The 26,078-nt window shown below is 52.2% G+C and carries 25 protein-coding genes; 10 read left to right on the top strand and 15 right to left on the bottom strand.

Annotated elements, in window-relative coordinates:
* Nucleotides 1-146: 146 nt before the first annotated feature.
* The 8 genes from CF651_RS04355 to CF651_RS04390 form a co-directional block, all read right to left on the bottom strand.
* Nucleotides 147-1,379 (bottom strand): hypothetical protein, encoded by a 1,233-nt coding sequence (locus CF651_RS04355; protein WP_094013638.1) that lies wholly within the window; start codon nucleotides 1,377-1,379, stop codon nucleotides 147-149.
* A 43-nt stretch (nucleotides 1,380-1,422) separates the two neighbouring features.
* The gene (ric, locus tag CF651_RS04360; RefSeq protein WP_094013639.1) at nucleotides 1,423-2,109 is read right to left on the bottom strand and encodes an iron-sulfur cluster repair di-iron protein; all 687 of its coding nucleotides are present in this window, start codon (nucleotides 2,107-2,109) and stop codon (nucleotides 1,423-1,425) included.
* 198 nt (nucleotides 2,110-2,307) lie between these two features.
* The gene (locus tag CF651_RS04365) at nucleotides 2,308-2,850 is read right to left on the bottom strand and encodes a hemerythrin domain-containing protein (protein ID WP_179232678.1); all 543 of its coding nucleotides are present in this window, start codon (nucleotides 2,848-2,850) and stop codon (nucleotides 2,308-2,310) included.
* 90 nt (nucleotides 2,851-2,940) lie between these two features.
* Nucleotides 2,941-3,969 carry a GTP 3',8-cyclase MoaA gene (gene moaA / locus CF651_RS04370; RefSeq protein WP_094013641.1) on the bottom strand — a complete coding sequence of 343 codons (1,029 nt, stop codon included), beginning with the start codon at nucleotides 3,967-3,969 and terminating at the stop codon, nucleotides 2,941-2,943.
* A gap of 14 nt (nucleotides 3,970-3,983) precedes the next feature.
* On the bottom strand, nucleotides 3,984-5,264 hold the full coding sequence (locus tag CF651_RS04375) for a molybdopterin molybdotransferase MoeA (RefSeq protein WP_179232679.1): 1,281 nt from the start codon (nucleotides 5,262-5,264) through the stop codon (nucleotides 3,984-3,986).
* Between the two features lie 220 nt (nucleotides 5,265-5,484).
* The gene (locus CF651_RS04380) at nucleotides 5,485-5,868 is read right to left on the bottom strand and encodes a GyrI-like domain-containing protein (RefSeq protein WP_094013643.1); all 384 of its coding nucleotides are present in this window, start codon (nucleotides 5,866-5,868) and stop codon (nucleotides 5,485-5,487) included.
* Nucleotides 5,869-5,931: 63 nt separating this feature from the next.
* On the bottom strand, nucleotides 5,932-6,843 hold the full coding sequence (locus CF651_RS04385; protein WP_094013644.1) for a helix-turn-helix transcriptional regulator: 912 nt from the start codon (nucleotides 6,841-6,843) through the stop codon (nucleotides 5,932-5,934).
* A 104-nt stretch (nucleotides 6,844-6,947) separates the two neighbouring features.
* Nucleotides 6,948-7,817: a helix-turn-helix domain-containing protein gene (locus CF651_RS04390; RefSeq protein WP_094013645.1), complete on the bottom strand. Its 870-nt coding sequence runs from the start codon at nucleotides 7,815-7,817 to the stop codon at nucleotides 6,948-6,950.
* Between the two features lie 186 nt (nucleotides 7,818-8,003).
* Here CF651_RS04390 and CF651_RS04395 point away from each other — a divergent pair, with 186 nt between their 5' ends.
* The 3 genes from CF651_RS04395 to CF651_RS04405 all read left to right on the top strand — a co-directional run bounded on the left by CF651_RS04395 (nucleotide 8,004) and on the right by CF651_RS04405 (nucleotide 10,099).
* Nucleotides 8,004-8,291, top strand: a complete 288-nt coding sequence (locus CF651_RS04395; protein ID WP_094013646.1) for a hypothetical protein — start codon at nucleotides 8,004-8,006, stop codon at nucleotides 8,289-8,291.
* The gene (locus CF651_RS04400) at nucleotides 8,288-9,076 is read left to right on the top strand and encodes a phytanoyl-CoA dioxygenase family protein (protein ID WP_094013647.1); all 789 of its coding nucleotides are present in this window, start codon (nucleotides 8,288-8,290) and stop codon (nucleotides 9,074-9,076) included. Before CF651_RS04395 ends, CF651_RS04400 begins: the two co-directional genes overlap by 4 nt.
* A 282-nt stretch (nucleotides 9,077-9,358) precedes the next feature.
* Nucleotides 9,359-10,099, top strand: coding sequence for a spermidine synthase (locus CF651_RS04405; protein ID WP_094013648.1), 741 nt, complete (start codon nucleotides 9,359-9,361; stop codon nucleotides 10,097-10,099).
* Here the strand turns inward: CF651_RS04405 and aroC are convergent.
* Together aroC and aroA are read right to left on the bottom strand one after the other, a co-directional pair.
* Nucleotides 10,096-11,151, bottom strand: a complete 1,056-nt coding sequence (aroC, locus tag CF651_RS04410; protein WP_094013649.1) for a chorismate synthase — start codon at nucleotides 11,149-11,151, stop codon at nucleotides 10,096-10,098. The two genes, CF651_RS04405 and aroC, sit on opposite strands and share 4 nt — an antisense overlap.
* A 185-nt stretch (nucleotides 11,152-11,336) precedes the next feature.
* The gene (aroA, locus tag CF651_RS04415) at nucleotides 11,337-12,704 is read right to left on the bottom strand and encodes a 3-phosphoshikimate 1-carboxyvinyltransferase (RefSeq protein WP_094013650.1); all 1,368 of its coding nucleotides are present in this window, start codon (nucleotides 12,702-12,704) and stop codon (nucleotides 11,337-11,339) included.
* Nucleotides 12,705-12,816: 112 nt separating this feature from the next.
* Here aroA and CF651_RS04420 point away from each other — a divergent pair, with 112 nt between their 5' ends.
* The 3 genes from CF651_RS04420 (at nucleotide 12,817) to CF651_RS04430 (ending at nucleotide 15,104) form a co-directional block, all read left to right on the top strand.
* Nucleotides 12,817-13,695, top strand: coding sequence for a LysR family transcriptional regulator (locus CF651_RS04420; protein WP_094013651.1), 879 nt, complete (start codon nucleotides 12,817-12,819; stop codon nucleotides 13,693-13,695).
* Nucleotides 13,696-13,925: 230 nt separating this feature from the next.
* Nucleotides 13,926-14,726: a putative protein N(5)-glutamine methyltransferase gene (locus tag CF651_RS04425; protein ID WP_218827829.1), complete on the top strand. Its 801-nt coding sequence runs from the start codon at nucleotides 13,926-13,928 to the stop codon at nucleotides 14,724-14,726.
* Between the two features lie 54 nt (nucleotides 14,727-14,780).
* Complete coding sequence (locus CF651_RS04430; RefSeq protein ID WP_144029012.1) at nucleotides 14,781-15,104, top strand: transposase; 324 nt, start codon at nucleotides 14,781-14,783, stop codon at nucleotides 15,102-15,104.
* Between the two features lie 67 nt (nucleotides 15,105-15,171).
* On the opposite strand, the gene CF651_RS04435 is transcribed toward CF651_RS04430, so the two are convergent.
* Nucleotides 15,172-16,944, bottom strand: coding sequence for a glycoside hydrolase family 2 protein (locus CF651_RS04435; RefSeq protein ID WP_094013653.1), 1,773 nt, complete (start codon nucleotides 16,942-16,944; stop codon nucleotides 15,172-15,174).
* Nucleotides 16,945-17,116: 172 nt separating this feature from the next.
* Between CF651_RS04435 and CF651_RS04440 the strand changes: the two genes are divergently transcribed.
* Complete coding sequence (locus tag CF651_RS04440; RefSeq protein ID WP_094013654.1) at nucleotides 17,117-18,031, top strand: ArsR/SmtB family transcription factor; 915 nt, start codon at nucleotides 17,117-17,119, stop codon at nucleotides 18,029-18,031.
* 130 nt (nucleotides 18,032-18,161) lie between these two features.
* On the opposite strand, the gene CF651_RS04445 is transcribed toward CF651_RS04440, so the two are convergent.
* The 3 genes from CF651_RS04445 to CF651_RS04455 all read right to left on the bottom strand — a co-directional run bounded on the left by CF651_RS04445 (nucleotide 18,162) and on the right by CF651_RS04455 (nucleotide 22,097).
* Nucleotides 18,162-18,416, bottom strand: coding sequence for a hypothetical protein (locus tag CF651_RS04445; RefSeq protein WP_144029013.1), 255 nt, complete (start codon nucleotides 18,414-18,416; stop codon nucleotides 18,162-18,164).
* A 77-nt stretch (nucleotides 18,417-18,493) separates the two neighbouring features.
* Entirely contained in the window at nucleotides 18,494-19,849 is a 1,356-nt protein-coding gene (locus tag CF651_RS04450; protein WP_094013656.1) for a cytochrome P450, read from the bottom strand.
* Between the two features lie 199 nt (nucleotides 19,850-20,048).
* A complete protein-coding gene (locus CF651_RS04455) occupies nucleotides 20,049-22,097 on the bottom strand; it encodes a LuxR family transcriptional regulator (RefSeq protein WP_094013657.1) in 2,049 nt (682 codons plus the stop codon).
* Between the two features lie 162 nt (nucleotides 22,098-22,259).
* Here CF651_RS04455 and CF651_RS04460 point away from each other — a divergent pair, with 162 nt between their 5' ends.
* Nucleotides 22,260-22,670, top strand: coding sequence for a VOC family protein (locus CF651_RS04460; RefSeq protein ID WP_094013658.1), 411 nt, complete (start codon nucleotides 22,260-22,262; stop codon nucleotides 22,668-22,670).
* A gap of 160 nt (nucleotides 22,671-22,830) precedes the next feature.
* On the opposite strand, the gene CF651_RS04465 is transcribed toward CF651_RS04460, so the two are convergent.
* On the bottom strand, nucleotides 22,831-23,430 hold the full coding sequence (locus CF651_RS04465) for a hypothetical protein (protein ID WP_144029014.1): 600 nt from the start codon (nucleotides 23,428-23,430) through the stop codon (nucleotides 22,831-22,833).
* A gap of 324 nt (nucleotides 23,431-23,754) precedes the next feature.
* On the opposite strand from CF651_RS04465, the gene CF651_RS32160 reads away from it, so the two are divergent.
* Complete coding sequence (locus CF651_RS32160) at nucleotides 23,755-23,892, top strand: hypothetical protein (protein WP_179232680.1); 138 nt, start codon at nucleotides 23,755-23,757, stop codon at nucleotides 23,890-23,892.
* Nucleotides 23,893-23,910: 18 nt separating this feature from the next.
* Complete coding sequence (locus CF651_RS04470; RefSeq protein WP_245855689.1) at nucleotides 23,911-25,950, top strand: peptidoglycan D,D-transpeptidase FtsI family protein; 2,040 nt, start codon at nucleotides 23,911-23,913, stop codon at nucleotides 25,948-25,950.
* The last annotated feature ends 128 nt before the right edge of the window (nucleotides 25,951-26,078 follow it).

Consider the following 26,078-nt stretch of genomic DNA (forward strand, 5'->3'; position numbering starts at 1 on the left):
TATAATATTTCAGCTGCCTTGAAAAATGTGATCCTACACACATCTTTTTCAGTTGTCATCGTTTAGACAAATAAAAGAAGGCATTCCCCGGGACCATGCTGATCCCCAGGAATGCCGAATAGCGCGCCAGCCCTGTCATCCATGCTTCAGCGTATGAACACACGGACGATGAGCCCCATATAAAGTAACGAGCATACCGACAGCAGGCATCCGCCGATCCAGACGAAGGCCATGCCGCCCACACCTATGCCCAGCAAAATCAGTAGAATACTGCCGCACATCCCGGCCATCCCATACTCTACATACCGGTCATGAATGAGATCGTTCATCACGGGAACCTTCTCCTTTCCTGACCTTGGTCCATATTTATGTGTCCACCACAGGAAAGGGATGATTTTCGATAAATAGCCAAGTATCGTCATTGCCACCCACCCGTATAAATACAGCCATCCTGACAAGATAACAAGCTTCTCATGAGCGAATAGCCCCGGAAGAACGAACACGAGACCTAGAAGGACAACAGCATAGGCAGTGAGGCCCCGTGTGCAGTAGATCGTCCAAAGGATCCCGGAGCCCGGATTGCTTTTATGCCGATGCTTCCGTATCTCTCTCATATGAATCTCGTACAAGAGGAGTGCCGCAAGCAGCAGAAGGATCGCGACTCCGTTCAAGAATGCCCCGCCCCCCAGCAAAAATTGAAGCGCCCCGAGGAGCGTCGCCAGGTTCCACAGCAGGACGATGGCTGGCGGATGCTGGGCCGATTCCCCATGGGACAAGTAAAACATGGGAAGCATTTTGTAGCTGAAGCCCGTGATGAGCAAGCCGAACCATCCGATCGCCCCCATCCAGATATGGGCCGAGAGCAGGCGATCGTGAATCCCGCCCCAGATGGGATGAACGAAGTCGATCCCCATCATCAAACCCAAAAATCCCGTTAGCACGAGATAACCTACGGCACAGGCCGTGCTGATCGTAACCGCATTCCACTGTGCGGCAAGGCGCATCGTCTGCCCGATATTCCAGGCGAATAAGCAGATGCCCGCCCAAGCCAGCATCCCCCCCGCGGCAATCAGGCTCACCTCCGAACGGTAAAAACCGGCTAACAATATAGACGAACCGCCGACGAAGCACACATAATGCAGATAGCCCAGCTTACGGCTGTACAGCTTGCGCTGCAAGACGACATCCATCAGCTGGTATACGGCCCCCATGGCGATCATCGTTCCCCAGCCCAATACCATCAAATGGATTCGGAACCAGCCCTCCGGATTTCTCAGCGGTTCTCCTATCCATGCTCCGAGTGAAAACAAAGACAGTACGTGGAAGCCCAGAAAGCTGAGAATCCCCGTCACGATGAATAACAGCGGAAGCCTGAGCATAGATCACTTCCCCCTTTGTAAACCGCCGTCATTAACCGTTCGCTTAAGCGCGTTGGAAAAGGATATTATTTTCCAGATGGATATGCTGGAACATGTCGGCCTCCAATGCCTCCAGCTTCAAATAAGTGAGCCTGAACGTTGTGCAGGCATCGTCCGGCAGCTTGTAATCGTGTGTAACCCCACGGATTTGCTTTAATAAATGGCCTGAGCCTTCATGCTCGCGCTCCAGCGTGTTCAGAACGGCTGACAGACGTTCTTTCTTCTCTTCCGTCGGGTCCTTCTCATAAGCAATGACAGCGGGGAAGGCCTCGCGTTCTTCCTTTTCCATATGATGCTCCATCTCCCTTCGCAAGGCTTCGAACCATTGCTGCACCTGGATGAGCTCAGGATGATGCGAACCGTGGACGCGGGCCACCTTTTTCACGTATTCGTTTAACGGCGGCAGTTCCGACCTTACATACCCGTGATGGGTACGAACAATATAATCGATTAATTGACTTGAACTTCGTTCATTCCAGTTTATTGCCTCCGCTGCGGGGGATACGGCTGCATTGCTAAGACTTTGTAACAGCGCCTCCCCCTCAATGGCCTGGTCGCGAATGACTTGAAGAAGCGCTTTATTGCCCCCGCAGCAAAAATCAATGCGGTATTCTTTAAATACCTCCGCTGTTCGGGGATAGTTCATGACAATATCTCCTACACGGTCCGTCAATTGAATATTGATCTCCATGTCAAAGCCCTCCCTGGTCCTCAGTGTTTCTATCCGATATCCACTATACCTGAGCGGTGTGGCGCCGTTTGTGATGGTCATCACATTTGTCAAAATGGTTCTCGTTGAACCCGCAGCCGCAATCGGAAACACCAAAAACCTCCGTTCCACAACTCGTCATTGTGATCGGAGGCTCTATCCAGCTTTATATGCTCATGCCTAGGAGAAAAAGTAGTCCAGATCTGTAAGCACTCTTTCGGTTAAGGGCAGGATCAGCTGCTCCTCCATCGTGATATGATCCTTCATGATCAAGCAGCCCTGCAAAAGATATGAGGCCGCTTCCACGAGCCTCTTCCTTACAATACCAGGCGTCATATCCAGAACCGCCTCGTTGAACGATTGGATAAACGAAACGCCTAACTGATGATCCTTTTCCAAAACCCAGAAAGAAGGCCTGATTGACGGAACCGGTTGACGATGGAAATAGGCCATCAGAAAAGGGAACAGCTCCTGCTCCTCCCATTCGGAGTGCTGCTCCAGCTTCTCCTCAAATTGAGCGGTCCATATCTTGAGCTGCTGAACAATCTGCAGACATTTCCCGACATCATCCAACAGCATCACTTCCTTGGCATTCACTTCAAGAATCCGCAATTGCTGCCGCAACTGCTCGTGTTCCTCCTGTAAACGGTCCGTCGCGTAAAAAATGGCATCCGGGTTTGATGAAGCGAGCCCAGAGCTGCAGCTTAAGGCATGTAACTCCATTCCGAAATCCCCCCAAACCAAAGTTCTCCTCATTTCCTAATGTCTAAAGTATAGCTCCTCCACCCGATTCCTACTGTGCGGCGCATCACACTAGCCTCCGATATGAGACATTTCCACCTTCGGCGCAGCTGCCGGTTGCGTAAGTCTCGTTTCCGAATACCGATCCTGGCGTTTACCCCAGACGTCGGCGATAAAGGATCTTAATTCGTCGTCGCTCTTGCCTTCCCTCATGACATGGAGCAGATCCGTCTTCGTTGAGGCAAACAAACAGGTGTACAAATGCCCTTCCGCAGAAAGCCTGGCTCGTGTACAGCTGCCGCAAAACGCCTGCGTTACGGACGAGATCAAGCCGATTTCATCCTCGGAGCCCTGATACCGGTAACGCGTAGCCACCTCGCCAAAATAATTCGATTCTACAGGCTCCAGCGGCATCTCTTTATGAATGCGTTCAATAATCTGCCTGCTCGGCACAACATGCTTCAAATTCCAGGCATTGCTGTTTCCGACATCCATAAATTCAACGAATCTTAAGATGTGCCCCCGCTCGCGGAAGTATTTGGCCATGGGAACAACATCCTGGTCGTTAACCCCCTTCTGGACAACCATATTCACCTTCACGGATAATCCTTCCGAAGCCGCTGCATCGATGCCCTCAAGCACTCGTTTGGCGGGAAATCTCCGTCCGTTCATAACGCCAAACCGTTCCTCATCCAGGCTATCCAGACTTACCGTGATGCGTTCCAATCCGGCATCCTTCAACTCCCTCGCCTTTTGCTTCAGCAGCGATCCATTGGTCGTCACGGCAATATCCCTTACGCCTTCTATCCGGCGGATCAGGGATATCATTTCGCCTATATTGTTTTTTAACAGCGGCTCGCCGCCCGTAATTCGTATTTTCTCAACGCCAAGCGATACAAATATTCGAGTCAGCCTTTCCCATTCGGGAAGGCTCAGCAGCTTGTCTTGCGGAAGAAAGCGAAAATCAGGGCCAAACACCTCTTCAGGCATGCAATAGCGGCATCTGAAATTGCAGCGGTCTGTAACGGAGATGCGCAGGTCTCGAAGCGGCCGGCCAAGCGCGTCATGGATCGGGAGAGCATTCTCATCATGTTTTTCCATCCGATGTCCCACTTTCAATATAGGGTACTTTCATAGGGAAGAGGTATCACCTCTACCTGCTGACCCGCAGCAACGCCTCGCGAACCCGCTGGAATCCGGACGAGGCAGTTCGCATCCTGGATCGAAACCAGCATACTTGAGTTATTTTTCACCAGCGCCGTTACCGTCACTTGCTGATGGGCATGGCTCATTCGCCCTCTTATATATCGGTCATGCGGACATCCTTTCCCGAAATCCTCCGCCATCACCGCCTGGATAGAGTGACTACACGGGTCGGCTATGCCTTGCATGGCCAGCAGTGCAAGCCGTACCAGCAGTTCAAAGCCAATGAAGCAGGCGCCTGGGTTCCCGGATAGCCCGAATACAAGCTTCTTGTTGATAAACCCGGCTGTAGTCGGACTGCCTGGCCGCATCGCAATCTTATTGAAGAGCATTTCCATGCCTTCCCCGTTCATCGAAGAAAAGAAGTCGGCCATGATATCATAATCCCCGACAGAGACCCCTCCGGAGACGACGAGCATATCACATTCCTGTATGGCCGCTCGAATCGTACGTGCGATACCGTCGAGGTCATCCGGGGCCGTTCCATATTTCATTGCGCGCCCGCCGTATTGTTCAATTTGGGCCGCAAGCATGTAATCGTTGCTATTGCGAATCTTCCCGGGCAGAAGCGGGTCGCCTACAGCAACCAGCTCGCTTCCCGTCGTTAATATACCGACGACCGGGCGGCGAATAACAGGGACCCGGGCATGTCCTTGGGAAGCCAGAAGTGCGATTTGGCCTGGTCCGATCCGGGTGCCTTTGCCCATGAGCAGCTGCCCTGGCGTGATTTCGTCCCCTATTCCCGTAATATTCTGTCCCTGAGCAACCGTGTGCTTCACACGGACCCAAACTTGTCCATCCGCTTCGAATTCCTCCGTCTGCTCGAACATGACCACAGCATTCGCTCCATCCGGGACGGCTGAGCCTGTCATGACTCGGATCGCGGTTCCAGCGATGACTTGCTTACTCGCAACGCTTCCCGCAGGCACCTCGTCGATCACCTTTAGGCAGGCGGGATGTTGCGGAGTCGCGAATGAAGCGTCTTCGCCAAGCACTGCATACCCATCCAGACCGGACCGGCGAAAATGCGGCATGCCTTCTTTCGAGAACAACGGCTCTGAAATTCTTCTATGCAAACATGAATCTATCGTTACATACTCGCTGTCCAACTGCCGAACATGCTGCAGGATCAGGCTCTGCGCATATTCGACCTTGACTGCTCTGCGGGCAAACCTCCGGTTCCTGTCGATCATCCTGAAATTCCTTTCCTTCATCCTTCATAGTTGAATCATAAAGCTTTACGCTGCTGTCTGATGTGATGCTAATCACATGCAGCAGCAGCATATCCACAGCTGCCTGCCATGGCATTCGTAAGGTCTTCGGAGGGTGTTCCTCCAGATGATTTGGTATTAAAGACAGAAAAAGACCCACAACAAAGAGCTGTTGCAGATCTTTTCCCATGCATGCTTCTGATTAAACGGATAGAAATATTTGTATAGTTCCATCTTTAGAATAAAATTCGAAATCAGTTTTATAGGCTCTTCTCATATCACTTTTCCAAATCTGCACCCAAGCATGAAAAACGCCCTGCGGGTCGGCAGGATCAACTTCCACAATATGGTAGTTTCCTGCAGGAATGAGGACACTACTTTCATCAATATATTTCTGTTCAGAACCAATATGCAAATCATAATCACCTGTATAATCGCTTGAATAATTATTATAAACAGCATAGATATCCCCTTTTACATTTAAGCGAAGAAATTCCTCCCACAGACTAAGTATTTTGTCTGTATTTTGGTTATTGGTTCTTATTTTTTTACCATAAATAAGCTTCTCGGTTACTGCTGCATGCATGTATGTTTCCTCCTACTCGTTTTAATATGGAAACTATAACATTCATATGATGACAACAGTCTGTCAGCTTTCATAAATAAACTTAATTTCATTCCTATATTCATGTTTAAGCCATAGTGGGGATAATATCTTTACATGCCTGCCAAACATGAGTAGAAATGGCAATATATTTTTAGCACTGTCATAATGAAAGGCTACTCTTATACTCCCATCTTCAAGAATGGATATTTCATCATCCGTAAAAAAATCGTATAGCTTACCAAGTTCACCTTTGGAAAACAGCAATATAATCTCCTCAACTTGAACGGACTTAGGAGTCAAGTACTCATTTTCCACTGTATAAACATTTCGAGTACTGTCAATTATGACCTCCATGCTTCTTATCCTAGTCAATTTAAATAGTCTTAAAGCTTTTTTGGATTCGCAAAAGGCTTCCAAATACCAGCTTCCATTCATAAAATTTAATTTTAAAGGTTGAATGATTCTACTCGAAATATTGGCTGTTTGTGACACATACTGAATCCGAATTTTATGCCCCTCATCAATGATAGAGAGTACTTTTTTTATCTTCAATTTGGTTTCTTCTTCTATCGATTCCCGGTGTAATGTAGATGAAGTTATTGTAATATTAGAATGAAATTCTTCCTTATTTTCTTTCAAAAGCTCTATTTTTCTTTGTAACACGGATAATTGATTGTTATCAAACAACTCACTTTTTAATGTTAAACCCTCTAATAAAAATTTCTTTTCCTCTTCGGTAAATGTAAATTTATCTAGTTGATAGTTATCTATTAATGTAAAACCGCCATTTTTCCCCAGGTAAGAAATAATAGGGATTCCGATTGCTGATAGAGCATCCATATCTCTATAAATCGTTCTTTTACTTACTTCAAATTCATTGGCCAGTTCATCGGCAGAAACTAATTTTTTCTTCAATAAATAGATAAGTATGGAGAACATTCTTGCAGTTTTCATGGCATCCTCCTTGTCTGATCAAATTGCCATATTGGCCTGCATCCCCTATGGATGCAGACATGACAAGAACGATCTGTCGTAAATGCCGAGGCCAGCCTTTACGCCTACTCCCCCTCTACCCAAACCTCATCCCCGTCAATATACACTTTTCCGGAGGCTTTACGGTATTCCGTCGGAGACAGGTTGACCGATTTCTTGAATATTCTTGAGAAATAGTACAGCTCCAGTCCGATTTCATCGGCGATCGCCGAAACCGACATATCCGTCGTGGACAGCAGTCTCCGCGCTTTGTCCAGTCGTTTCTTGTTAATGTAGACAATAGGCGATAGTCCCATCATCGTTTTGAAGTAGTGCAGAAAGTAGTTGGGATGAAAATGAACCAGCTTGGCCAGCTCCTCTACGGTCATCGGCTCCGCCAGATGCCGTTCGATATAGGACAGCACGCTGTTGATCTTCGAGGTGCTCGACATCGCGGTCAAGTGCAGCTGATCGTCGGATTGCTCGATGTATTCGGATATAATATCAAGCAGGATGGACTTGATCCGAAGCGGCGCCGTGACCTGGCTGCCGCTGCTCAGCTCGATCAGCTCCTCGAACTGCTGCTCCAGCTTGCGCTCATCCTGAACCTCGATCCAGTGCGGGAGCTCCAGCATTTGGAACAGATTGACGTCCCCCACCGTTGCGGAGAAGTGACACCAGTACTTGCCGAGGGGATTTTCCACCACCGGGGCGTAGGACAGCCTCATTCCCGCAGGCAATAAATACAGCTGGCCCCTGCGGGGGCTGTAGTCCTTTCCCCGGATATGGATCCAGCCTTCGCCTTCCCTTATGAAATAAAGTCGGTTTTCATTCGGCATCCTATTGTTCGTACGCCAATTGACCCCAACCTTCGTGTAATGGGCAATCTGCATATTGATCTGGGTATTCTCCAAGTAGCTTCGCATCAGCTGAAGCTGTAATTTGTCCTGGTCCATAGTTCCTCCCCACCCAACCGATATTACCTTAGCATTGTGCAAAAGTTTGCTACTATCATACATCCCCAACCGTCGTTTTGCATACTAAAATAATCAATGTAAGCGAATAGCAGGAACGGTCGAAAAACTCAGCACACGCTTTCGAAGCAAGTTTTGCTTCGCAAAACTCTAAGGAGGGAACCCCCCATGAGCACAACCCGTCAGCAAATTTTAATTTTGCATCTGAGCGAGCCGGATCTGGAGTCCCGTACTGTTGCCTGGGCCCTATACGACAGCACAATCCCCAAAGGGCAGCTGCAAATGAACACCGGCGATTCCAACGAGCCGCCGTACGATTCGGTGCTGGACGCTATGCGCGACGGCTGGAATGTTATGCAGCTGCCGACGCTTCCGATTTTCCGTACAGGCTTCGAGCATGAGCAGGGACACCTGCCCTATGAATATGTTCTGGAAAGAAAGGTGACGATCGGATGAGTAACGTAGAGAAGCATCATCTCCTGACCGCGAAGCAAATGGCCGAGTTTGCCGTGAACGGCTTTTTGAAGCTGGATGAAATCGTGCCGCAGGAATTGAACGAAGCCGCCTATAAGGAGCAGCGCGAATATAAAGGCCATGGCGGCCAATATTGGCATGAATCCAAAGTGATCCGCGACATTTTCGAGCTGCCTCAGGTGAAGGGGGCCATCCAAAGCTTCGTCGGCCGCTCGCCGATTTATGACCATTCGTTTATGCACATTGTCCGCGCCAAGCATCTTAAGGGCCAGATATATCATGCCGACTCCGTTATCGACACGCGTCCGTTCGGCTTCGACATTCAAGCCTTCTACTTCTCTCACGATGCACCGGACGAAATGGGTCCTACCCTCGTTCTCCCTGGCTCCCACCTGCGCAAGGTCAGCAACGCCAGCATCGGACGCTATAAAAATATTGTCGGCCAAAAGCGCCTGGTCTCCAAAGCAGGCTCCATCGGCTTCCTGCACCACGGCATCTGGCACTGTGCGCAGCCGAACTTTACAGACGAGACCCGCTACGTGTTCAAGCTCCGTCTTCGTCCAGGCCAGGAGCAGCGCAGCCTGTTCAATACCGACGACTACGATAGCCCAGAGGTACGCGAGGTATTCAAAAAAGCGTACCATCCCTGGTGCGGTGACGAAGCCCGCGTGAATCAGATTCAAACGGCCAAGTTCTGGCGTTACCTGTGCGGCGACGACAAGGTCGACACTTCGTTCGAGGGCGCGCTCACGCGGATGGGATTATAGAAGTAAAACCCGGTGCCACGGCACCGGGTTTTGTCTGGTTGTGCGGCTTCTGCGAATCGAAGCCCAAGCTGTACGGATTCCGAATTCGCCAATTCGGCTATTCCTTGCTATGAAGAAGGGCAGGCACATCATCGGCGCAGACGGATCGGAGCATGGCGATCCCCGGTCCTTTTAACAATGCGGACAAGTATCCTGATTGTAAGGTGTGTGCGCCAAGAATAGGAACAACGGCAGGGAGCATGGTATACTGTCACCAAGCATGCCCCGAAGGAGATCGATGACTTGCAGCTCGTTATTCAACAATCCAGCCTGGATCAACACATCAGCATATACGATACAACGGAATTTGAAGGTGAAAAGGGGCGCTTCCGGGTGCTGCAATTTGCGAACGATGCCATACAAGGCGCCATGGATCTGAACGATCCGAAACGCGTTGTGTTCGAGTACCCACGGGCCCTTATTCACTTGATGGAATACAACCTTCCTTCGTTCGAGGATGCGTTCATTATCGGACACGGTATCGGGACGATAGCGGGGTATTTTGCGAAAAAAAACGTGAAGGTAGCGGAGCTGGATGAGAACATCGTGTCCTTAAGCCGGACGTACTTCGGATACAGTGGAGATAATGTGAGGATCGGGGACGGACGCCAGCTGCTGCATCAGGAAAAGCCCGCCTCCTGCGACTATATCCTTGTCGATGCGTTCACCGAGAAGGGAACTCCGGTCCACCTGGTGTCCCGGCAATTTTTTGACATGGCGCGGGAAAAGCTGTACCCCTGCGGGTATATCCTTCTGAACCTGATGGGCAAAGGAGGACAAGACCGGCGGATCAGCGCCATTCATACGACGCTTAGCGAAGTGTTCCCCTATATTAAGGCTTTCGCACTTCCCTCCGAGCATGCCCATGACGTGCAAAATCGGATTATGATCGCCGGCAATCAGCCCATCGGATTTCAAGCCCGCCAATTGGCAGGCTTTGTTGAAATTGAGCCGGAGCCGGGAGATGTGCTGTGGGATGATTAACCCCTCATCGCCGCCTGCCGCTTGTACTGATCCTCCAGCACGAGGCAAGCCATCGCCTCGACAACCGGTACGATTCGCGGGCAAATGCAAGGATCGTGCCTTCCGATCGTTCGGATCTGCTGCTCATCCCCATGCACATTGACCGTCCTCTGCGGAAGCGAGATGGAGGAGGTCGGCTTGACGGCAATCCGGAATACAATGTCCTGCCCTGTACTGATGCCTCCGAGAATACCTCCGGAGTGATTGCTTACGAATCCGGCAGCATCCATTCCATCGTTGTTCTCACTGCCGAGCATGGAAGCGGCGGCGAAGCCGGAGCCGAATTCAATGCCTTTGACCGCACCGATGGACAGCATGGCCTTCGCCAGCTCAGCATCCAGCTTGTCGAACACAGGCTCCCCAAGGCCCGGTGCCACTCCACGGATACGGCACTCCACAATCCCGCCGCAGCTGTCGCCTGCAGCAGCCAGCTGTTCAACCTTCCGAATCATTTGAGCGGCCGCTGAAGGATCGCAGGCGCGAACCGCATTGTGCTCAATAGCTTCTTCATCAAAGGTACGGCAGGCGATCCCGCCAATTTCTTTGGTGTAGGCCAGCACTTGGACGCCTCGTCTCTCCAGCAGCTTTCGGGCTACGGCCCCTCCGGCTACCCTTGCGGCAGTTTCCCTTCCGGAGGCACGCCCGCTCCCGCGATGATCCCGGATACCGTACTTTTGTAAATAAGTAAAATCCGCATGCCCCGGGCGAAAAGAATGCTGAATGTCCCGGTAGGCCTCCGGCTTCATGTCCTGATTGTACAGCATAAGGCAGAGCGGCGTTCCGGTTGTCCGCCCCTCATAAATGCCTGATACAATATGCACAAGGTCATTCTCCTTGCGCGGCGTGGTCACCGAGGATTGCCCCGGCTTGCGGCGGTCCATCTGAAGCTGAATGTATTCCTCATCCATGTCAACTCCCGGCGTCACCCCATCCACGATAACACCGATGGCCGCTCCATGCGATTCCCCGAACGTTGTTATTTTGAAGCTGTCTCCGAATGTATTTCCAGCCATGCTCTTATCCCTCTCTCCTTGTACATGATATAACACCGCAGTGTACGTCACTTGCGAACGCAGATTCACCTATCCAGTTCGGCTTTGCTGCATTCGCTTCCCCTGCTACTCCCGAGGAGCTCTACAGTTCACCCGCTCCCCACCAGTTCGTTCCACTCCTGCCAGTTCATCCGACCTCAACACGTTCATCCGGGCTCTTCCGTGTATGCCACCCCTATGCCCAAAGCAGACAACCGTTCAAAATAATCCGGACAAGTCTTGGAAACACAGCCGGGGTCTGCGATTTGGACCCCTTGAACCTTCGTACCGATGAGGGATAGCGCCATAGCCATACGGTGATCGTCATGGGAATCCAGCACAGCCGGCTCGGGCCGGCCGGGATACACCGTCAAGCCGTCAGCATGCTCCTCTACTTGAATGTTAAGCTTGCGTAGCTCCTTGCAGACGGCTGCGATCCGGTCGCACTCGTGGTGTCGAATATGAGCCGCATCCGTCAAGGTAATCGGCCCGTCGGCGAAGGGAGCCATGGCGGCGATCGTCAAGGTCTGGTCCGACATCCGCTGCATGCTGAGCTGGAAGCCGCCCTTCAGCTGCCCAGTGCCGGCTACCTCGACAAAGTCCTCCCCACGAATCACGGTACTGCCCATGGGGTCCAGCACATCCAGCAGCTCGATATCAGGCTGGCAGGTCGAGGTACGGTTTATTCCTTCGATCCGAATCCTCCCTCCGGTCAATGCCGCCAGTGCCCAAAAGTAACAGCACGCAGAAACATCCGGCTCGAGCCGGATAGTCCCCGCCTGATACCCCCCTGTCGGAACGGTGATGCGCTGCCCTCCTTCCGCAACGGTCGGCGTCACACCGAACATGCCCATCATATCGAGCGTCATCTGCACATAGTCGCGCTGCACCACGTCCCCTTCAATGTGCACGCTCAGCGGAGCTTTGGCATAGGGGGCGGATAACAAAACGCCGCTGATGAATTGGCTGGAGGTGGAGCCCGGAAGCGACACGGTTCCGCCTTGAAGCCCACTCGACTGCAAGACGAACGGCAGGCATAGCTCCTTACGTTCATATGCCAACCGAACACCAAGATGAGACAATGCCGTCAAAAGGGGAGCCATCGGCCGTTCTGCCATCCGTCTGCTGCCTGTCAAGGTCCAGCTGCCTTCACCTGCCGCCAGCGCGCCGGGCAAGAAGCGCGCAACGGTACCTGCAGCTCCTACGTACAATTCACCCGAGGCGATCGGCCAGCTTCCGCCGCAGCCCTCAACGAGAACGGTCGCCCCCTCAAGGATCACTTTCACGCCGAGCCTTGTTAAGCAATCGATGCACCAATACGAATCGTCGCTTTGCAGGATGCCTTCAATTGTGGAGGTTCCTTTCGCTAATGCCGCCATTATCAACGCGCGGTTGGTCATGCTTTTGCTGCCTGCCAGCCGGATGACCCCTTCTACCCTGGCATGGGGAGGACTTAGTGTCACCCGCTGTTTATCATTGTGTCTGGACCAGGGAGACCTTGCTTCACGATCCGGTGAGTGCTGCAGTGATTTCATCCGTTATCCGCCCCTCAAATTGATTTCTTTGCTTACATCCGATTATAATGACAGCAATGAAATAGTTGAAATCATCATTTTCGAATCATGACATAGAGGTGGTTTATATCATATGTTTAATCTGGAATGGTATCGTATTTTTTTGCAAACGGCCCGTCACGGGAATTTTACAAAAGCGGCTCAAGAGCTGCACATTACCCAGCCTTCGGTTAGCTATGCCATCAAGCAGATGGAGGATCAGTTGGGACTGCGGCTGTTTCACCGGCGGTCCAAGGGCGTGGAGCTGACGGAGGAAGGAAAAGCGCTGCTTGCTTATGTAGAGCAGTCTTTCTCTTTATTGGAGGCAGCGCAAATGCACGTGCAGAGCATGAAGCAGCTGACGGAAGGAGAGCTTCGGATCGGCGCCAGCGATTCCTTGATCAAGCATCTGCTGCTGCCGCAGCTCAATGTATTCCATGAAGCGCATCCGGGGATTCGGATCCAGCTATCCCATGGCAAGACGCCTGAAATCGTACAGCGGTTAAAGGAGGGTCACATTGATTGCGCCCTCCTGCACCTGCCGATCGACGAGCCGGAGCTGGACATACGGACCCTTGCCGTGCTGGAGGATTGCTTTGTCGTCGGGGAGGCGTACCGGGAGCTGGCACATCGTGCTCTATCTGCGAAAGCGCTGGTGGAGCTGCCGCTGCTGCTGCTTTCCAAGGGGAGCAGTACGCGGGGATACGTGGAGCAATGGTTTGCAGCCAAAGGCTTGGCGATGAAGGCCGATATCGAATTGGGAAGCATTGATCTGCTTGCAGAGTTCGCCGTTCTCGGCTACGGGGCTGCCTTTATTACACGTTCCTTCGTGACGGAGGAGCTTGCCCAAGGGAAGCTGTTCGAGCTTAGGCTGGAGGATGCACTCCCTTCCCGGAGCATCGGCTTCGCCATCCGGCGGGACCGGGAGCTGTCGCTTGCGGCTGAACGGTTCGTCCGGCTGCTCCGGGGTTAGCTTTGCAGTCAGGCGGGAGTTTCGGAGGTTCGGAGGTTCGGAAAGTTAGGAAGATTCCGTTCATAACCAATTTTTACCTGAACATCCGTCCGGCAAGGGTCTACAATGGTTACTATCGAGTACCTTCTATATAAGGAGATGTAGCGTTGTCCCACACGAATAAACCGCGTTTGGAACTGTTGTGTAATGAGCAAAACCAAAAAACAGAGCCAGCGGCCATAGAGGATGACATGGTTACAATGACTGTCAGGAGGCTCCGGTCTGCCGGCTGCGTCTTTGCCGAGGAAGAGGGCCGGCTGCTCATCTCCGCTGCACGAACGTCCGCCGAGCTTAACGAGATGGTAGACAGGCGAATTACCGGCCTGCCCCTCGAATACATTGTGGGTTGGGCGGAATTCTGCGGCTTGCGCATATCCGTGGCATGCGGCGTGTTCGTACCCCGCCGGCGCACTGAATGGCTGGCGAGTCAGGCGATTACCCTCTTGCGCCCCTATACCTGCCCCATCGTCGTTGACCTGTGCTGCGGCTCGGGCGCTGTAGGTGCCGCGCTGGCTGCGCATTTGGGAAGGATCGAGCTATACGCTGCAGATATCGATCCCGCAGCCGTCCGGTGTGCCCGTCGCAACCTCGCCAGCGGCCATGTATTCGAGGGGGATCTCTGCGACCCGCTGCCTGTCGGACTGCAAGGCCGCGTTAACGTCCTGACCGCCAACGTCCCCTATGTTCCTACAGAAGCAATTGAGCGGCTCCCTGTGGAAGCTCGTCTACACGAAGCACGTGCGGCGCTTGACGGAGGGAAGGACGGACTTGACGTCCAGCGAAGAGTCGCGGCTTTGGCACCGTTATGGCTGGCACCGGGCGGCCATCTGCTCGTTGAGACGAGTGTGCGGCAGGTACCGCATACCGTCGGGATTTTTGCCCGCAGCGGCCTGATCCCGCAGGTGACTCGTTGCGATGAACTGGATGCCACCGTCGTCATCGGAACCAGACCCGCCCTCCAGGACGAATCAAGCGGCCAGCGATTATTGTAGACATCCGCCTTTCCCATTTATTTCATCTCAACAGGTTATTTTTGCGGGATAAAGGTGAACAATGGGTTACAAGAGGTGATTGCATTGATGCTCCTGTTCATTATCGCAAGCGCAGCGGTTCCCCTGCTCATGCTGCTCCTCAGAGCCTTTTGGCCCAAGCTCGGAGTCGTCTGGAATATCTTGGCCATCGGCTGCGCGCTTGTGGCAGGACCTATCGTTTCCTATGCCGTCTACGGCATCCTGAGAGACAATACCGTATTCATGACCCAAATCCATGCTGTGTTCCTAAATCCGCTGTTCTTGCTGTGCGGCTCTTATTTGGGCGTTTATTTCATCTATCTACTGATACGGTTCACCGTATACGACAGGGATAAATGATTAGCGCTTGGGCTGGGCGCAGCGAAAAAAAGCCAATGACCCTTATCGGTCCTTGGCTTATCTCCTATTAAATGCGAATATTCCCGCCAAAAATCCGCTTCAGCTCCTCCAGCGGCACCTTCGGTGTCCGGTCGTAGGTCAGCAGGCCGTTAATTTCCTGCTCCACATCCGTCAATTGGGTATAGCAAATCCCTTGAACATGCGGCGACTGGAGCAGCGGCTCCACGACGTCGGCCAGCTTTTGAAGAAAATCGTCTTCATTGTGGGCACCTGAGTAGCCCCAGCCTTCCCATTCACTTTTCTTGAAGGCGATGCCTCCGAATTCGGTCACCAGAATCGGCTGTCCCTGGTAGGCCGTCCCTCCGACCAGCACCTGGCGGCGGTGCGGCTTCGGCCCCAGCGTCTTCTCCAGCGTAGCATAGCGCGCTTCCAAGTCTTCCCGCTGCCACTGGTAATCGTGAATCGTGACCAAATCCGTGCTCATGCTCTCCCAGCCGTCATTGGACACGACCAAGCGGGTATCGTCCAGCGACTTGGTCATGTGATACATGGCTAACGCATGCTGCTGCTGGCGCTTGTCGACTAGAATGTTGGGAACGCCCCAGCTTTCATTGAGCGGAACCCACACCACGATACACGGGTGATTATAATCCCGCTCCACCGCTTCCTGCCATTCCCGGGTCACCTTGTGCACATAGGCTTCGGAGTAAGCATACGCATTCGCCATTTCCCCCCATACCAGATAGCCCAGCCGGTCCGCCCAGTACATGAACCTGGGATCCTCAACCTTCTGATGCTTGCGTGCTCCGTTAAAACCCATTGCCTTCGCCAGCTCAATATCCTGCTTCAACGCTTCATCGCTCGGAGCGGTTAGAACGCCATCCGGAAAGTACCCCTGATCCAGAATGAGACGCATGAAATATTCCCGGTTGTTAAGCATCAGCTTGCCGGCCTCAACCGAAATTTTGCGCATACCGAAGTAGCTGTCCAGACGATCCACCTGACGGCCATCGACATACAGCGTAAGGGTTACGTCGTACAAATTCGGCCGTTCCGGTGACCACCAGCGCCCCAAGCCATGGTCGTTAAAGTCCTGAAGACGAACGGTACGAGTCTCTTCCGCTTGCTGAAAGGTGAAGGTCGTGCTGCTCGCATACTCATCCTTGAAGCGGATATCGACTTTCGCCTCTACCCGGCTTCCGGCAGCAGCGGGGGCTTGATTCAAAAAGGCTCGGATTTCAATCTCGTTGGTATCGATATCCGGTTTGAACTTCAGCTTCTCAACGTACAAGCCCGATACAGGCTCCAGCCATACCGTTTGCCAAATGCCGGTCGTCCGGGTGTAAAAGATCGAGGCCGAATTCTCCTTCCAATACTGCTTGCCCCGCGGCAGCGTAACATCCCGGCTGTAATCCTCAGCACGCACCACCAGCACATTATCGCCGTCCGTCAGTGCCATCGTAATATCTGCATGAAAAGGCGTATGTCCTCCCTCATGGGATGCCACGAGCTGACCGTTCACCCACACGGTGGCCGAATAATCGACAGCGCCGAAATGCAAAAGCATTCGCTTCCCCGCCCACTCGTCGGGAACGGCAAACGTACGGCGATACCACACCAAATCGTGAAAATCCGTCTCGCCGATACCGCTCAGCTTACTTTGAAAGGCAAAGGGTACTTGAACCGTCCGGGTAAAAGCCCGCTGTCCCCTGCCCCATTGCTCCGAGTCTCCCGCCCGGTTATCATCAAACTCTAATTCCCACGGTCCGTTCAAATTCATCCAGGCTTCCCTTACAAGCTGAGGTCGCGGATATTCCGGTCGCAGTACGGGTTGTGTCATAGGAATACTCCCTCTCCATGAGTTAATTCAATAAGTTAATTAATTGATTAACTAAATTACTAAAACATTAACGTTTAACAACATAGTATAAAGCATTTGCCATATTGTCAATGTAAAAGTTGATTAGTTAACTTATAAGTTATACAATGGAACCAAACAGGAGCGTGAGCAGATGAAGCTGGATGTTACCACGAAAAATATGAACGTACTCGAATGCTTCTCATCCGAGACGAGAGTGCGCATGATTGAGCTGCTGAATAAAGGACCTTACAACATCGGCGAATTGGCCGAGGCTCTTGGCGTTTCGTCCGCCATCGTCACCAAGCATGTTCAAAAGCTGGAGGAGGCAGGCATCGTTGTTACGGAGAGCCTGGTCGGCAAGAGAGGAACGCAGAAGCGCTGCTCATTGAAGCTGGAGCAGCTGATGCTGCAGCTAAGAACAAGCGCACCGGAGGCCATGAGCGATACTAGCTTTTATTCGGTGGAGCTGCCGATCGGGCAATATATCCGCCATGGCGTCAAGCCGACGTGCGGGCTGCTCTCCCCGGAGAAACGGATCGGCATGATGGACGATCCCCGGTATTTTGACGATCCGGAGCATATTCAAGCGGAGCTTCTCTGGTTTGGGAGCGGGTATGTTGAATACCGGATACCGAACTACTTGGTCGGACAGGCGGAAGCGAGGAGCATGACGATTTCCCTGGAAATTTGCTCGGAGGCACCGAGCTATAACGAGAATTGGCCGTCGGACATCACTTTCTCGATCAACGGGATCGAGGTGGCGATGTGGACATGTCCGGGGGACTTCGGAAGCAAGCGGGGCATTTACACGCCGGATTGGTGGACAGATACGCAGTACGGTCTCCATAAGACCCTATCGGTCACGCCCAAAGGCTCTTTCATCGATGGCGTTCGCGTATCGGATAAGACGATCAAGGATCTTGAGGTCAAAGCAGGGCGGGAGATTTTGTTCCGAATCGCCTGTCACGAAACCGCTGTACACTGCGGCGGCGTCAGCTTGTTCGGCAAAGGCTTCGGCAATTATCCGCAAGACATTCATGTCGTGATCCAGGATGACAGTAAATAAAACAAACCGGTCGTCCTCCTAGCAGGACGGCCGTTTCCTCACGGGTAACAATAGGACTCGGATGGAAGCTGCCGTCTTCATAGCCCTGCAGCCACCCAGCTTATCAGGCTGTCCGGGTCGGGACTCCATCTCATCGCGAATGGATATTCTTGAATCCGATTGTTGTTGTGACAGGCTCTTCCCATGTACGAAACCCGGCCAGCCGGATCGCCATCGCCACCAGCTCCGCTCGGGTTACAAGCTGCTCCGGCTTGAAGCGGCCATCACCGTGTCCCTCTGCGCTGCGAACATTCGAAACATCCACCCCTGTAGGGATCATTGCAGTGAGCATGAAGCTTGTCAAAAGCAGAATCGCAATGCTGCTGTATTTTCGAGATCGATACATCTCCTCCCCCCCTTCCTGCCTCTGTTCTCCCTTTTGCTTTGCCACACACCGTTGAGCGAATCGCTCGCTTGCCTCCATCATCTTCGTTCAACCGTAACCCAAATCCCTCCCTTGGGCGATAGCGTCAGCAGCGCTTCGGGAACGGCCGGCGGGTGATTCGGAATCGGACGGAGGCGGAATTTTTGACCGATTGCCGCTATAATAATGACCATTTCCAGCATGGCAAAATGATTGCCAATGCATGACCTTGGGCCCGCCCCGAAGGGAAAATAAGCCATAAGCGGCAAGGATTTAACATGAGCATTCTCAAAGCGCTCCGGGCAAAACGTCTCGGGATCCTCGAAATAATCGGCACTCATATGAAGCGGATAAGGACTAATCATCAACGCATCGCCACGGCGGAGCTGCAGGCTGCCTACTCTCGTATCGGCCAGCGCCGAACGCATGGTAAGGTAGCCGGCCGGCCGCAGTCGGAGCGTCTCCCAAAGTACATTTTGCGTATAAACCAGATCACCGAAATGATCTGCAGTCGGCAGATCCCCGCCAAGTACACGGCTCCATTCCTGCAGCAGCTTTTCCTCGATGTCAGGCCTTCTCATAATAAAATCAAACGCCCACGCCAGGGTATGAGCGGTTGTTTCATGTCCGGCCAGAAACATCGTCATTAATTCGTCGCGAAGCTGACGATCCGACATCCGGGTTTGATCCGTCTCATCCACGGCGTTCATAAGCACGGATAACAAATCCTCCCGCCCATCGCCTTCTTGGTTTATTTTTCGGTTTGCAATGATGCTGTATACAATTTCATCCAATTTGCGTAAGGCTGCTGTATATTCCCGATTTTGCCGGGTTGGGATTAACAGCGGTAAGCGGACCAGAGACCGGATCTTTTCGGTCGCGATGCGATTAATGGAATCGAACGCTCCCTTAATCTGCTGCAAGATTTCGCCTGAATCGTAGCTAAACATCGTCCTGGCTATAATGTCGAATGTAATGGAGAACAAATCATACGTTAAGTCCCGGTGCTGGCCATGAATCCATTTCTCCGTCAAGCTGCTGGCGCTTTGAGCCATCTGCTGCGAATATTTCCGAATATGGCCGCGGGTAAACTTCGGCTGTACCATCCGGCGCTGCCTATCATGATGGGCACCCTCGCTCATAACAAGCCCTTCTCCGGTGAGCCGCTTGATTTCGTCGAATGCCCCGGCTTTGCTGAAGGCATCCGCCTTCGTCACCATAACCTCCTTCAGCATGTCTGGATTGAACACGGCATAAAATCGGTATGGCCCCAGCCGGAACCTCGCATAATCACCATACATATGATGCAGCTGCAGCATAAACAAAAGCGGATCCTTTCGAAACGCGTTCAATGACCCGCCGATGATTGTCTCTTTCATCAAAGAGCGTTCGACCGTAACTCCCTGTGACATCATGGATTCCTCCCTTCGCTGCTGCTTCAAACCTAACCGTAAAATTAGTATGACAGCTTGCGAATCAGATCCATATTATCCGTAAGGATACTTTTGGGGATCCGAAAGGATAGCATGCAACGCCAAAAAGCCCATCATCTTTTCCAAGACGAATAGGCTTCCTTTACTGCATTCCAACCATCATGTTATGCACGGGCCGCTATCATTCCACCATTATTTTACTTGCCAGCTGCGTTCTGGAGCGAATCCCTAGCTTGGCATAAATCGATTTCAAATGCTTCTTCACAGTGACCTCGCTTACAAAAAGCTTGCCTGCCACCTCCGCATTCGAGCAGCCGCTGACCACCCATTGTATGACTTCCTGCTCGCGAGACGTAAACTGCTTCATCAGCATGGTTTTGCGCGTCTCCTTCGGATCGGGAGCGGGGGCCGGCACCGCCTGTTTCCATTCCAGCCCCGCTTTGCGGAACAGCCCTTCGAGAAAACCGCGCAGCTTATTCCCCCTTGTATCAATCGCATAAGTATGGGTAATCGTGTTCCCGTCATAATTCGTATGCGTTGCTCCCTCTACAACCGAAAGACCCAATTCCGGGTAAACCCTTTGGGTAATTCGCGATGGAAATGGAGAACAGGCAAAAATACCTCCCGTACAAATATACGCATAAAGTAAATAAACGCCATGAGTCCGGGCCACCGGATTCATCAGATCGATAAAGTCCATCGTTCTCATAAACCAACCGGCCGGCCGTTCGCGCGGAACCAGCAATTGGGTCTTTTCTTCTGAGGTTAATGAAGCGAGATAAGGCCGTGCAATGGGATCTTGTTCAAGCCAAGGCACAGTTTGTGCATGGAGCGGGATAATGACAGCCAGTGCATGGATCCGCCCTTCCTTGTCCCGCAGCAGCTTGATGGATTCCGGGGCGAGGTCATACAGGACATCCATATCCAAGCCGTCAAAGTTATATTGGAGGGCTTCCACGGGATATTCTATAAGAAACTGTTCTCCGGTATCCGTATCGATTTCGATCCCATGGATACCTTCGTTACAGCCTTTACGCCATTCAATGTAGGCCATAACATCAGCAAAGGAGGATTCCGTCACCGACTCCCAGTAAAGGGTACAATCCATGCTGGCGCTTGCAAGAGCCTTCAGAACTCTGACATCGGCGTGCCGGAATAATTCGCCCACCTCCCAAGCCATTTCCTTATACCCGGAGGATGCCAGCACAGCCTCGGCATAATATACTGCGCTGCGTTCCTTGTATCGATTAAAGAGACCAGGCGCTCTCTCTCGGAATTGATTGCTCGTAATTTCACTCATCAGGTCATGCAGCTGCCAGCCCTTCACGGATTGCTGTACAAAGGAAAGCGACTTCAGCCGCTCAAACACATGCAGGGAAACGTCCTTTTCCATGACAAAAGACAGCAGCTCCTGATTAAACCTGCGCAGCACGGATGCCGCTTCGACCACCGCTCTCAGTTCGTCGTCCGGCACCTCCTTCAACCATAATGAAGCCACCTCCTGGAACCAATCGGAGCCGGATGTGATGACCGTTTCTTCACCATAGGATTGCGCTGCAACGGCTACGGACAAGGTCAACGGATGGCCCTTGGACCTTCTCCATAAATATTCCATCCGTTCCTCTTCTCGAATGCCGCACAAGCTCGCATACTTCAGACAATCTTCCCGATTCAAATGCTGGAGGGGCAGCTGCCGAATCAGCTCCCGCCATGCCGGCGATAGAAGCCAGGGACCCTTCAGAGGATGCCGCCCTGCCAGCAATACAATCGTTCCGTCAGGAAGCCACGGAACAAAACGGTCTCTAAGCCACGCTTCCATGTCGATCATTTCTTCGAAGGTATCCAGAGCCAGCACGACCCGCTGCTCTCTCTCAAGCTGCGTAAGGGATTGTATGCAGCATTCCCTCTCATCTTCCAAACCATCAGGATGCAGCCCGTCACCTTCTGCCCTCAGCTGCTTCAATAGTGCGGTGGAAAAACCGGCCTCCGTATGGACAAAATCACGGCTGTCGAGTCGAACGAAACAGGCCCCCTTTTCCTCCGCAATCCCGTGAAATAAGCGAAGCAGCGTACTTTTCCCCACACCACCGGTACCATAAATATGCAATATTCGAACATGTTTTATGGCTGCTTGTTCTTCCATAACCTGTTGAAATTGTTGAAGCTCGTTCTCCCGTCCTACGAAAAACTGCTTTTCCCTTTGAGTGAGACCATTGAATTCAAGGACCATCGCGAACTCTCCCTATGCTTATTCCAGATATAAATGCAGATCATGGGCAATCTATCAATTGGTTCTCCTCTGATCATAGCAAATAAAAAGAAATCGGCCCCCCACGATTTTGGTATGATTCAATAGAACGTTGACAATAATCCAGTTGAAAGGATGATACATATGGCAAAGTACACTACTTATATCTTCTCGGAGGACGCAAGGGCCCAAGCCGAGTTTTACACACAGGCGCTCGGTGGAGAAATCCAATCCATCATGACCCACGGACAGCTTCCGGATTCCCGCGAGGAATGGAAGGACAAGGTCATGCATTTAAGCCTCGTTGCGGCAGGAGTTACCTTCTTCATGTCCGACTCCGTATTTCAACCTGTTCAACACGGAAATGCTATTAACTTATGTCTCGAATATGCGACGGACGCGGAAGCCTATGAAGCCTTCGACAAGCTTGCGGAGGGCGGCCAAGTGAAGGATGCGCTCAAGCCGGCATTTTGGGGTTCCCTGTTCGGACTGCTGGAGGACAAATACGGCGTCACCTGGATGATTACTACTGAAGCGAAGCCGGTTCAAAGCTAGACAGAAAAAAGTTGCTGCTTGACGAGACAAATCGCTTCCCACTTCATACAAGACCCTGCGCTTCTTCCGAAGGCGCAGGGTTTTTAGCATGAAGGGCCATCGCAACTCATAAGCTGCTTCCCTTCTGTTGTCGAAGCACGGAGTCCGCTCCAGCAGCAGACTAAGGGGCCGGCACTGCAGTTGAAGCACCTGCGGGGGCCGAGGCTGCAGCAGGTTCCTCCACAGGCGGCTTCGACGGGGCCGCCAGCTCAAATCGTTTGTTCTCATTCACTGTGATGGCTTCCTTCTGGCCGTTTATGCTGACCCAGCCCTGGGCAAGCAGCGATGCCTCGCCGGAGTTAACGACGACTTTGCCCAAATATACCCGCTCGGCACAAGTTTTGTGATTACCGAAATTAATGTGATACAGGCCTGTCGCATGTGCCTTCAGGGCAGCAGGCTTGCTTGGGACGATCGTGGAGCCGATATCCCGGTACGAGGAGCCCTCCGACGTGAACTCGGTTCCGTCCTGATTGTATAAATACAGGGTGATATCCGCCTCGGCTTCCCCGGCATTGGCCACCTGCAAAGAGAAGTCATGCGATTCCTCCGCACTGCAGTAGCTATTGGCCGGTATTTGGAAGGCCATCGCTTGCGGAGCTGTCTGCTCCCGGGATAGCCCTGCTGCTGCGGGACTCTCTACCGCCCCGGCCGGGACAATAAACATCAAACTTAGCGCGATCGTGGGAAGGATCATTTTTTTAATAGGGTTGGTCATCATCAATTCTCCTGATTGGTTAGTTTCGTACGACCAGATCTGCCTGGCGCCTATTAATTATAGACGCACAACGTTCCTAATTGTTTCCTTCGGACAAATCCTAATTTGAGCCCGGGACAATGTTCTCCTTCCGCGGTTGGGTCGATCCGGACTCAGCCGCTTTTTTTATATAGAAACCGTCTGCAACAATATCGAATTCCGACCCGTTATAGGAATATAATGGAAGTAATAAAGTCTGATCAAGAACTTGATAAACATTTCACCACAAGAGTCATTCCCATGGTAAACTAACTATAGCATCCTCATATACAAGGAGTAGAACGAAGCATGTCAGCGAAATCCGAATGGAAAAGCACGCGGAAGCGGCGGGATTGGCGTGCAGTGACCGTCACTGTACTTTTAGGTTTTTTGACAGCCATTGTGCTATGGACAGGTATAATTTGGATCGGATTAAAGATGGAGTAGATTGAGGAGTGGGAGACGGTGGGAGGCGGCTTTTTTCGTTACTCGGAGGATCAGACCGAGAAGCAGGCAATTCGGAAGCGCAGGCATTTTTCGATTCGATTGAATTTGTTCTTTTTCATTACTTTTATGCTGTTCTCCGTGTTGATTGTTCGTTTGGCGATTCTGCAATTCGTTGAGGGGAAATACCTTAAAGAAGTGGAGAATCAGGTTTCCAACAGCGACAGCCCCATTGCTCCGATTCGGGGAACCATTTATGACCGCACAGGCTATGCGATTGCGCAGTCGAGATCGATGCAATCCCTCTATTACCGCGTAGAGGGCCGCGCTACGAACCGTGACGAAATTATCGAGCTGGCCAAGACGCTCGAAGGGATTTTCGCCAAATACGGCAAGCAGCCTCAAATGAAGCCGCTCACCGCCGCGGAAATTCTCAAGCTGATGGACGTCGGGTTCGATATGGATAAGGTGAAGACCAAGGAGCCGAGTTATTTCTATGTTCCCCGCCGAATCAAAGCGGATCTGTCCCGGGACGAGATTGCTTATTTGTCGGAGCACCGGGATCAGCTGAAGGGGATCGAAATTTTCGAGGACAGCATCCGGCTGTACGACTCCCAGACGATATCGGCCCAGCTGGTCGGCTATATGAAACGGTTCAGCGCCGCCCGCAACCCGGTATCCGGCCTGGAATATTACCGCAGCAAGACCGATGAATATCTGGATGTGGAGGACGTCGGCTTCGACGGTTTGGAGCTGATGTACCAGGAAGAGCTGCGGGGCAAGAAGGGCCTGAAGCGCTACCCCGTCAATGCCGTGCAAAAAATCGTCGGCCCCGCCACGATCGTCCCGCCGGAGAAAGGTCATAATCTGTATTTGACCATCGATAAAAATATACAACTGGCCACGGAGCAGGCCATTATGGATCAATTAACCCTCATCCGCAACCGGAGCCTCGCCGGAGAATACGGCTATGCACCCAATGCGCGGTCCGGCTACGCGGTTGCGATGGAGGTCAAGACCGGCAAGATCGTGGCCATGGCCAGCATGCCCGATTACGACACGAACACATGGACCGGCGGCATGAGCACCGAGGAATACAATCAAATCAAGCCTTTTATCAATAACGGGACGATTACTACCTCCTATCCCGACTATCCGGAAAAGGAGATTCCGAAGCATCCGTCTTCTCTGTTATATATGGGTTCGACCATCAAGCCGCTGACGATTCTCGTCGGCTTGAGCGAAGGCGTCATCACGCCGAACAGCACCTATAACGATACGGGTTCGTTCTCCTTCGGCTTGAATAACAACGCCAAAATTTCGAACTCCGACGGCCACGCCTACGGACTGTTGAATCCGATGACGGCGATTCAGAATTCGTCCAATACGTTCATGTCCGCCATGGTCGGCATTCCGCTCTATAACAAATACGGCGGCAAATCGAAGGTGATGGACGTCTGGGCCGAACATCTCGCGGGCTTCGGGCTTGGCATCAAAACCGGCAGCAACCTGCCGAACGAATATGAAGGCTCGAATGAGTTTTTCAAAAATGCCAAAACAAGCTCCCCCCAATCGGCCATGGTATATGCCTCCTGGGGACAGAACGAGAAGTACACGACGCTTCAGCTCGCACAGTATGCAGCGACGCTGGCAAGCCGCGGCAAGCGGATGCAGCCGCAGTTCGTGGAGAAAATTACGACATCGAACGGCCAGCTCGTTAAAGGCTACGAGCCGGTCCTGCTCAACGAGGTCAATTATCCCAAAAATTATTGGGATACGGTCATTCGGGGCATGAAGAGCGGCGCGGAAGGCATCGAGGAGCTTCCCTTCCAGGTTGCGCGCAAAACCGGAACGTCCACGCAGGACGTTCCCGGCGGAAGAGTCGATAACGGGGTGTTCATCTCGTTCGCCCCCGTCGATGACCCGGTTCTCGCCGTCGCCGTCGTCATTCCCGAGGGCCGGTTCGGTCGCTACAGCGCCTCCCCCGTCGCCGCCAAAATCTATCAGGCATACGATCAATATGTCGGCGGGCTGAGCAGCTCCGGCGGCAAGGCCAAGTAAGCTTGCCGATCGGCGGCACAGGAGCTATGGATGTGTACGGATAGCCCTCCAGCACGGGGCAAGGCCAAGTATGTGATGGAGCATCGGAAATCGACACATGCTTAACTGCCAACGTGAGACGGATTCAC

Source organism: Paenibacillus rigui, assembly GCF_002234615.1.
Lineage (GTDB): Bacteria > Bacillota > Bacilli > Paenibacillales > NBRC-103111 > Paenibacillus_S > Paenibacillus_S rigui.

Excerpts from the sequence above, each read along its gene's own strand:
- aroA (WP_094013650.1), bottom strand. The coding sequence starts at position 12,704 with ATGAAATCACTGCAGCACTCACCGGATCGTGAAGCAAGGTCTCCCTGG.
- moaA (WP_094013641.1), bottom strand. The coding sequence starts at position 3,969 with ATGGAAAAACATGATGAGAATGCTCTCCCGATCCATGACGCGCTTGGC.
- CF651_RS04425 (WP_218827829.1), top strand. The coding sequence starts at position 13,926 with ATGGTTACAATGACTGTCAGGAGGCTCCGGTCTGCCGGCTGCGTCTTT.
- aroC (WP_094013649.1), bottom strand. The coding sequence starts at position 11,151 with ATGGCTGGAAATACATTCGGAGACAGCTTCAAAATAACAACGTTCGGG.
- CF651_RS04365 (WP_179232678.1), bottom strand. The coding sequence starts at position 2,850 with ATGGAGTTACATGCCTTAAGCTGCAGCTCTGGGCTCGCTTCATCAAAC.
- CF651_RS04460 (WP_094013658.1), top strand. The coding sequence starts at position 22,260 with ATGGCAAAGTACACTACTTATATCTTCTCGGAGGACGCAAGGGCCCAA.
- CF651_RS04420 (WP_094013651.1), top strand. The coding sequence starts at position 12,817 with ATGTTTAATCTGGAATGGTATCGTATTTTTTTGCAAACGGCCCGTCAC.
- CF651_RS04395 (WP_094013646.1), top strand. The coding sequence starts at position 8,004 with ATGAGCACAACCCGTCAGCAAATTTTAATTTTGCATCTGAGCGAGCCG.
- CF651_RS04385 (WP_094013644.1), bottom strand. The coding sequence starts at position 6,843 with ATGAAAACTGCAAGAATGTTCTCCATACTTATCTATTTATTGAAGAAA.
- CF651_RS04445 (WP_144029013.1), bottom strand. The coding sequence starts at position 18,416 with ATGTATCGATCTCGAAAATACAGCAGCATTGCGATTCTGCTTTTGACA.
- CF651_RS04465 (WP_144029014.1), bottom strand. The coding sequence starts at position 23,430 with ATGATGACCAACCCTATTAAAAAAATGATCCTTCCCACGATCGCGCTA.
- CF651_RS04435 (WP_094013653.1), bottom strand. The coding sequence starts at position 16,944 with ATGACACAACCCGTACTGCGACCGGAATATCCGCGACCTCAGCTTGTA.
- ric (WP_094013639.1), bottom strand. The coding sequence starts at position 2,109 with ATGGAGATCAATATTCAATTGACGGACCGTGTAGGAGATATTGTCATG.
- CF651_RS04450 (WP_094013656.1), bottom strand. The coding sequence starts at position 19,849 with ATGATGTCACAGGGAGTTACGGTCGAACGCTCTTTGATGAAAGAGACA.
- CF651_RS04440 (WP_094013654.1), top strand. The coding sequence starts at position 17,117 with ATGAAGCTGGATGTTACCACGAAAAATATGAACGTACTCGAATGCTTC.
- CF651_RS32160 (WP_179232680.1), top strand. The coding sequence starts at position 23,755 with ATGTCAGCGAAATCCGAATGGAAAAGCACGCGGAAGCGGCGGGATTGG.
- CF651_RS04455 (WP_094013657.1), bottom strand. The coding sequence starts at position 22,097 with ATGGTCCTTGAATTCAATGGTCTCACTCAAAGGGAAAAGCAGTTTTTC.
- CF651_RS04390 (WP_094013645.1), bottom strand. The coding sequence starts at position 7,817 with ATGGACCAGGACAAATTACAGCTTCAGCTGATGCGAAGCTACTTGGAG.
- CF651_RS04355 (WP_094013638.1), bottom strand. The coding sequence starts at position 1,379 with ATGCTCAGGCTTCCGCTGTTATTCATCGTGACGGGGATTCTCAGCTTT.
- CF651_RS04380 (WP_094013643.1), bottom strand. The coding sequence starts at position 5,868 with ATGCATGCAGCAGTAACCGAGAAGCTTATTTATGGTAAAAAAATAAGA.
- CF651_RS04375 (WP_179232679.1), bottom strand. The coding sequence starts at position 5,264 with ATGATCGACAGGAACCGGAGGTTTGCCCGCAGAGCAGTCAAGGTCGAA.
- CF651_RS04400 (WP_094013647.1), top strand. The coding sequence starts at position 8,288 with ATGAGTAACGTAGAGAAGCATCATCTCCTGACCGCGAAGCAAATGGCC.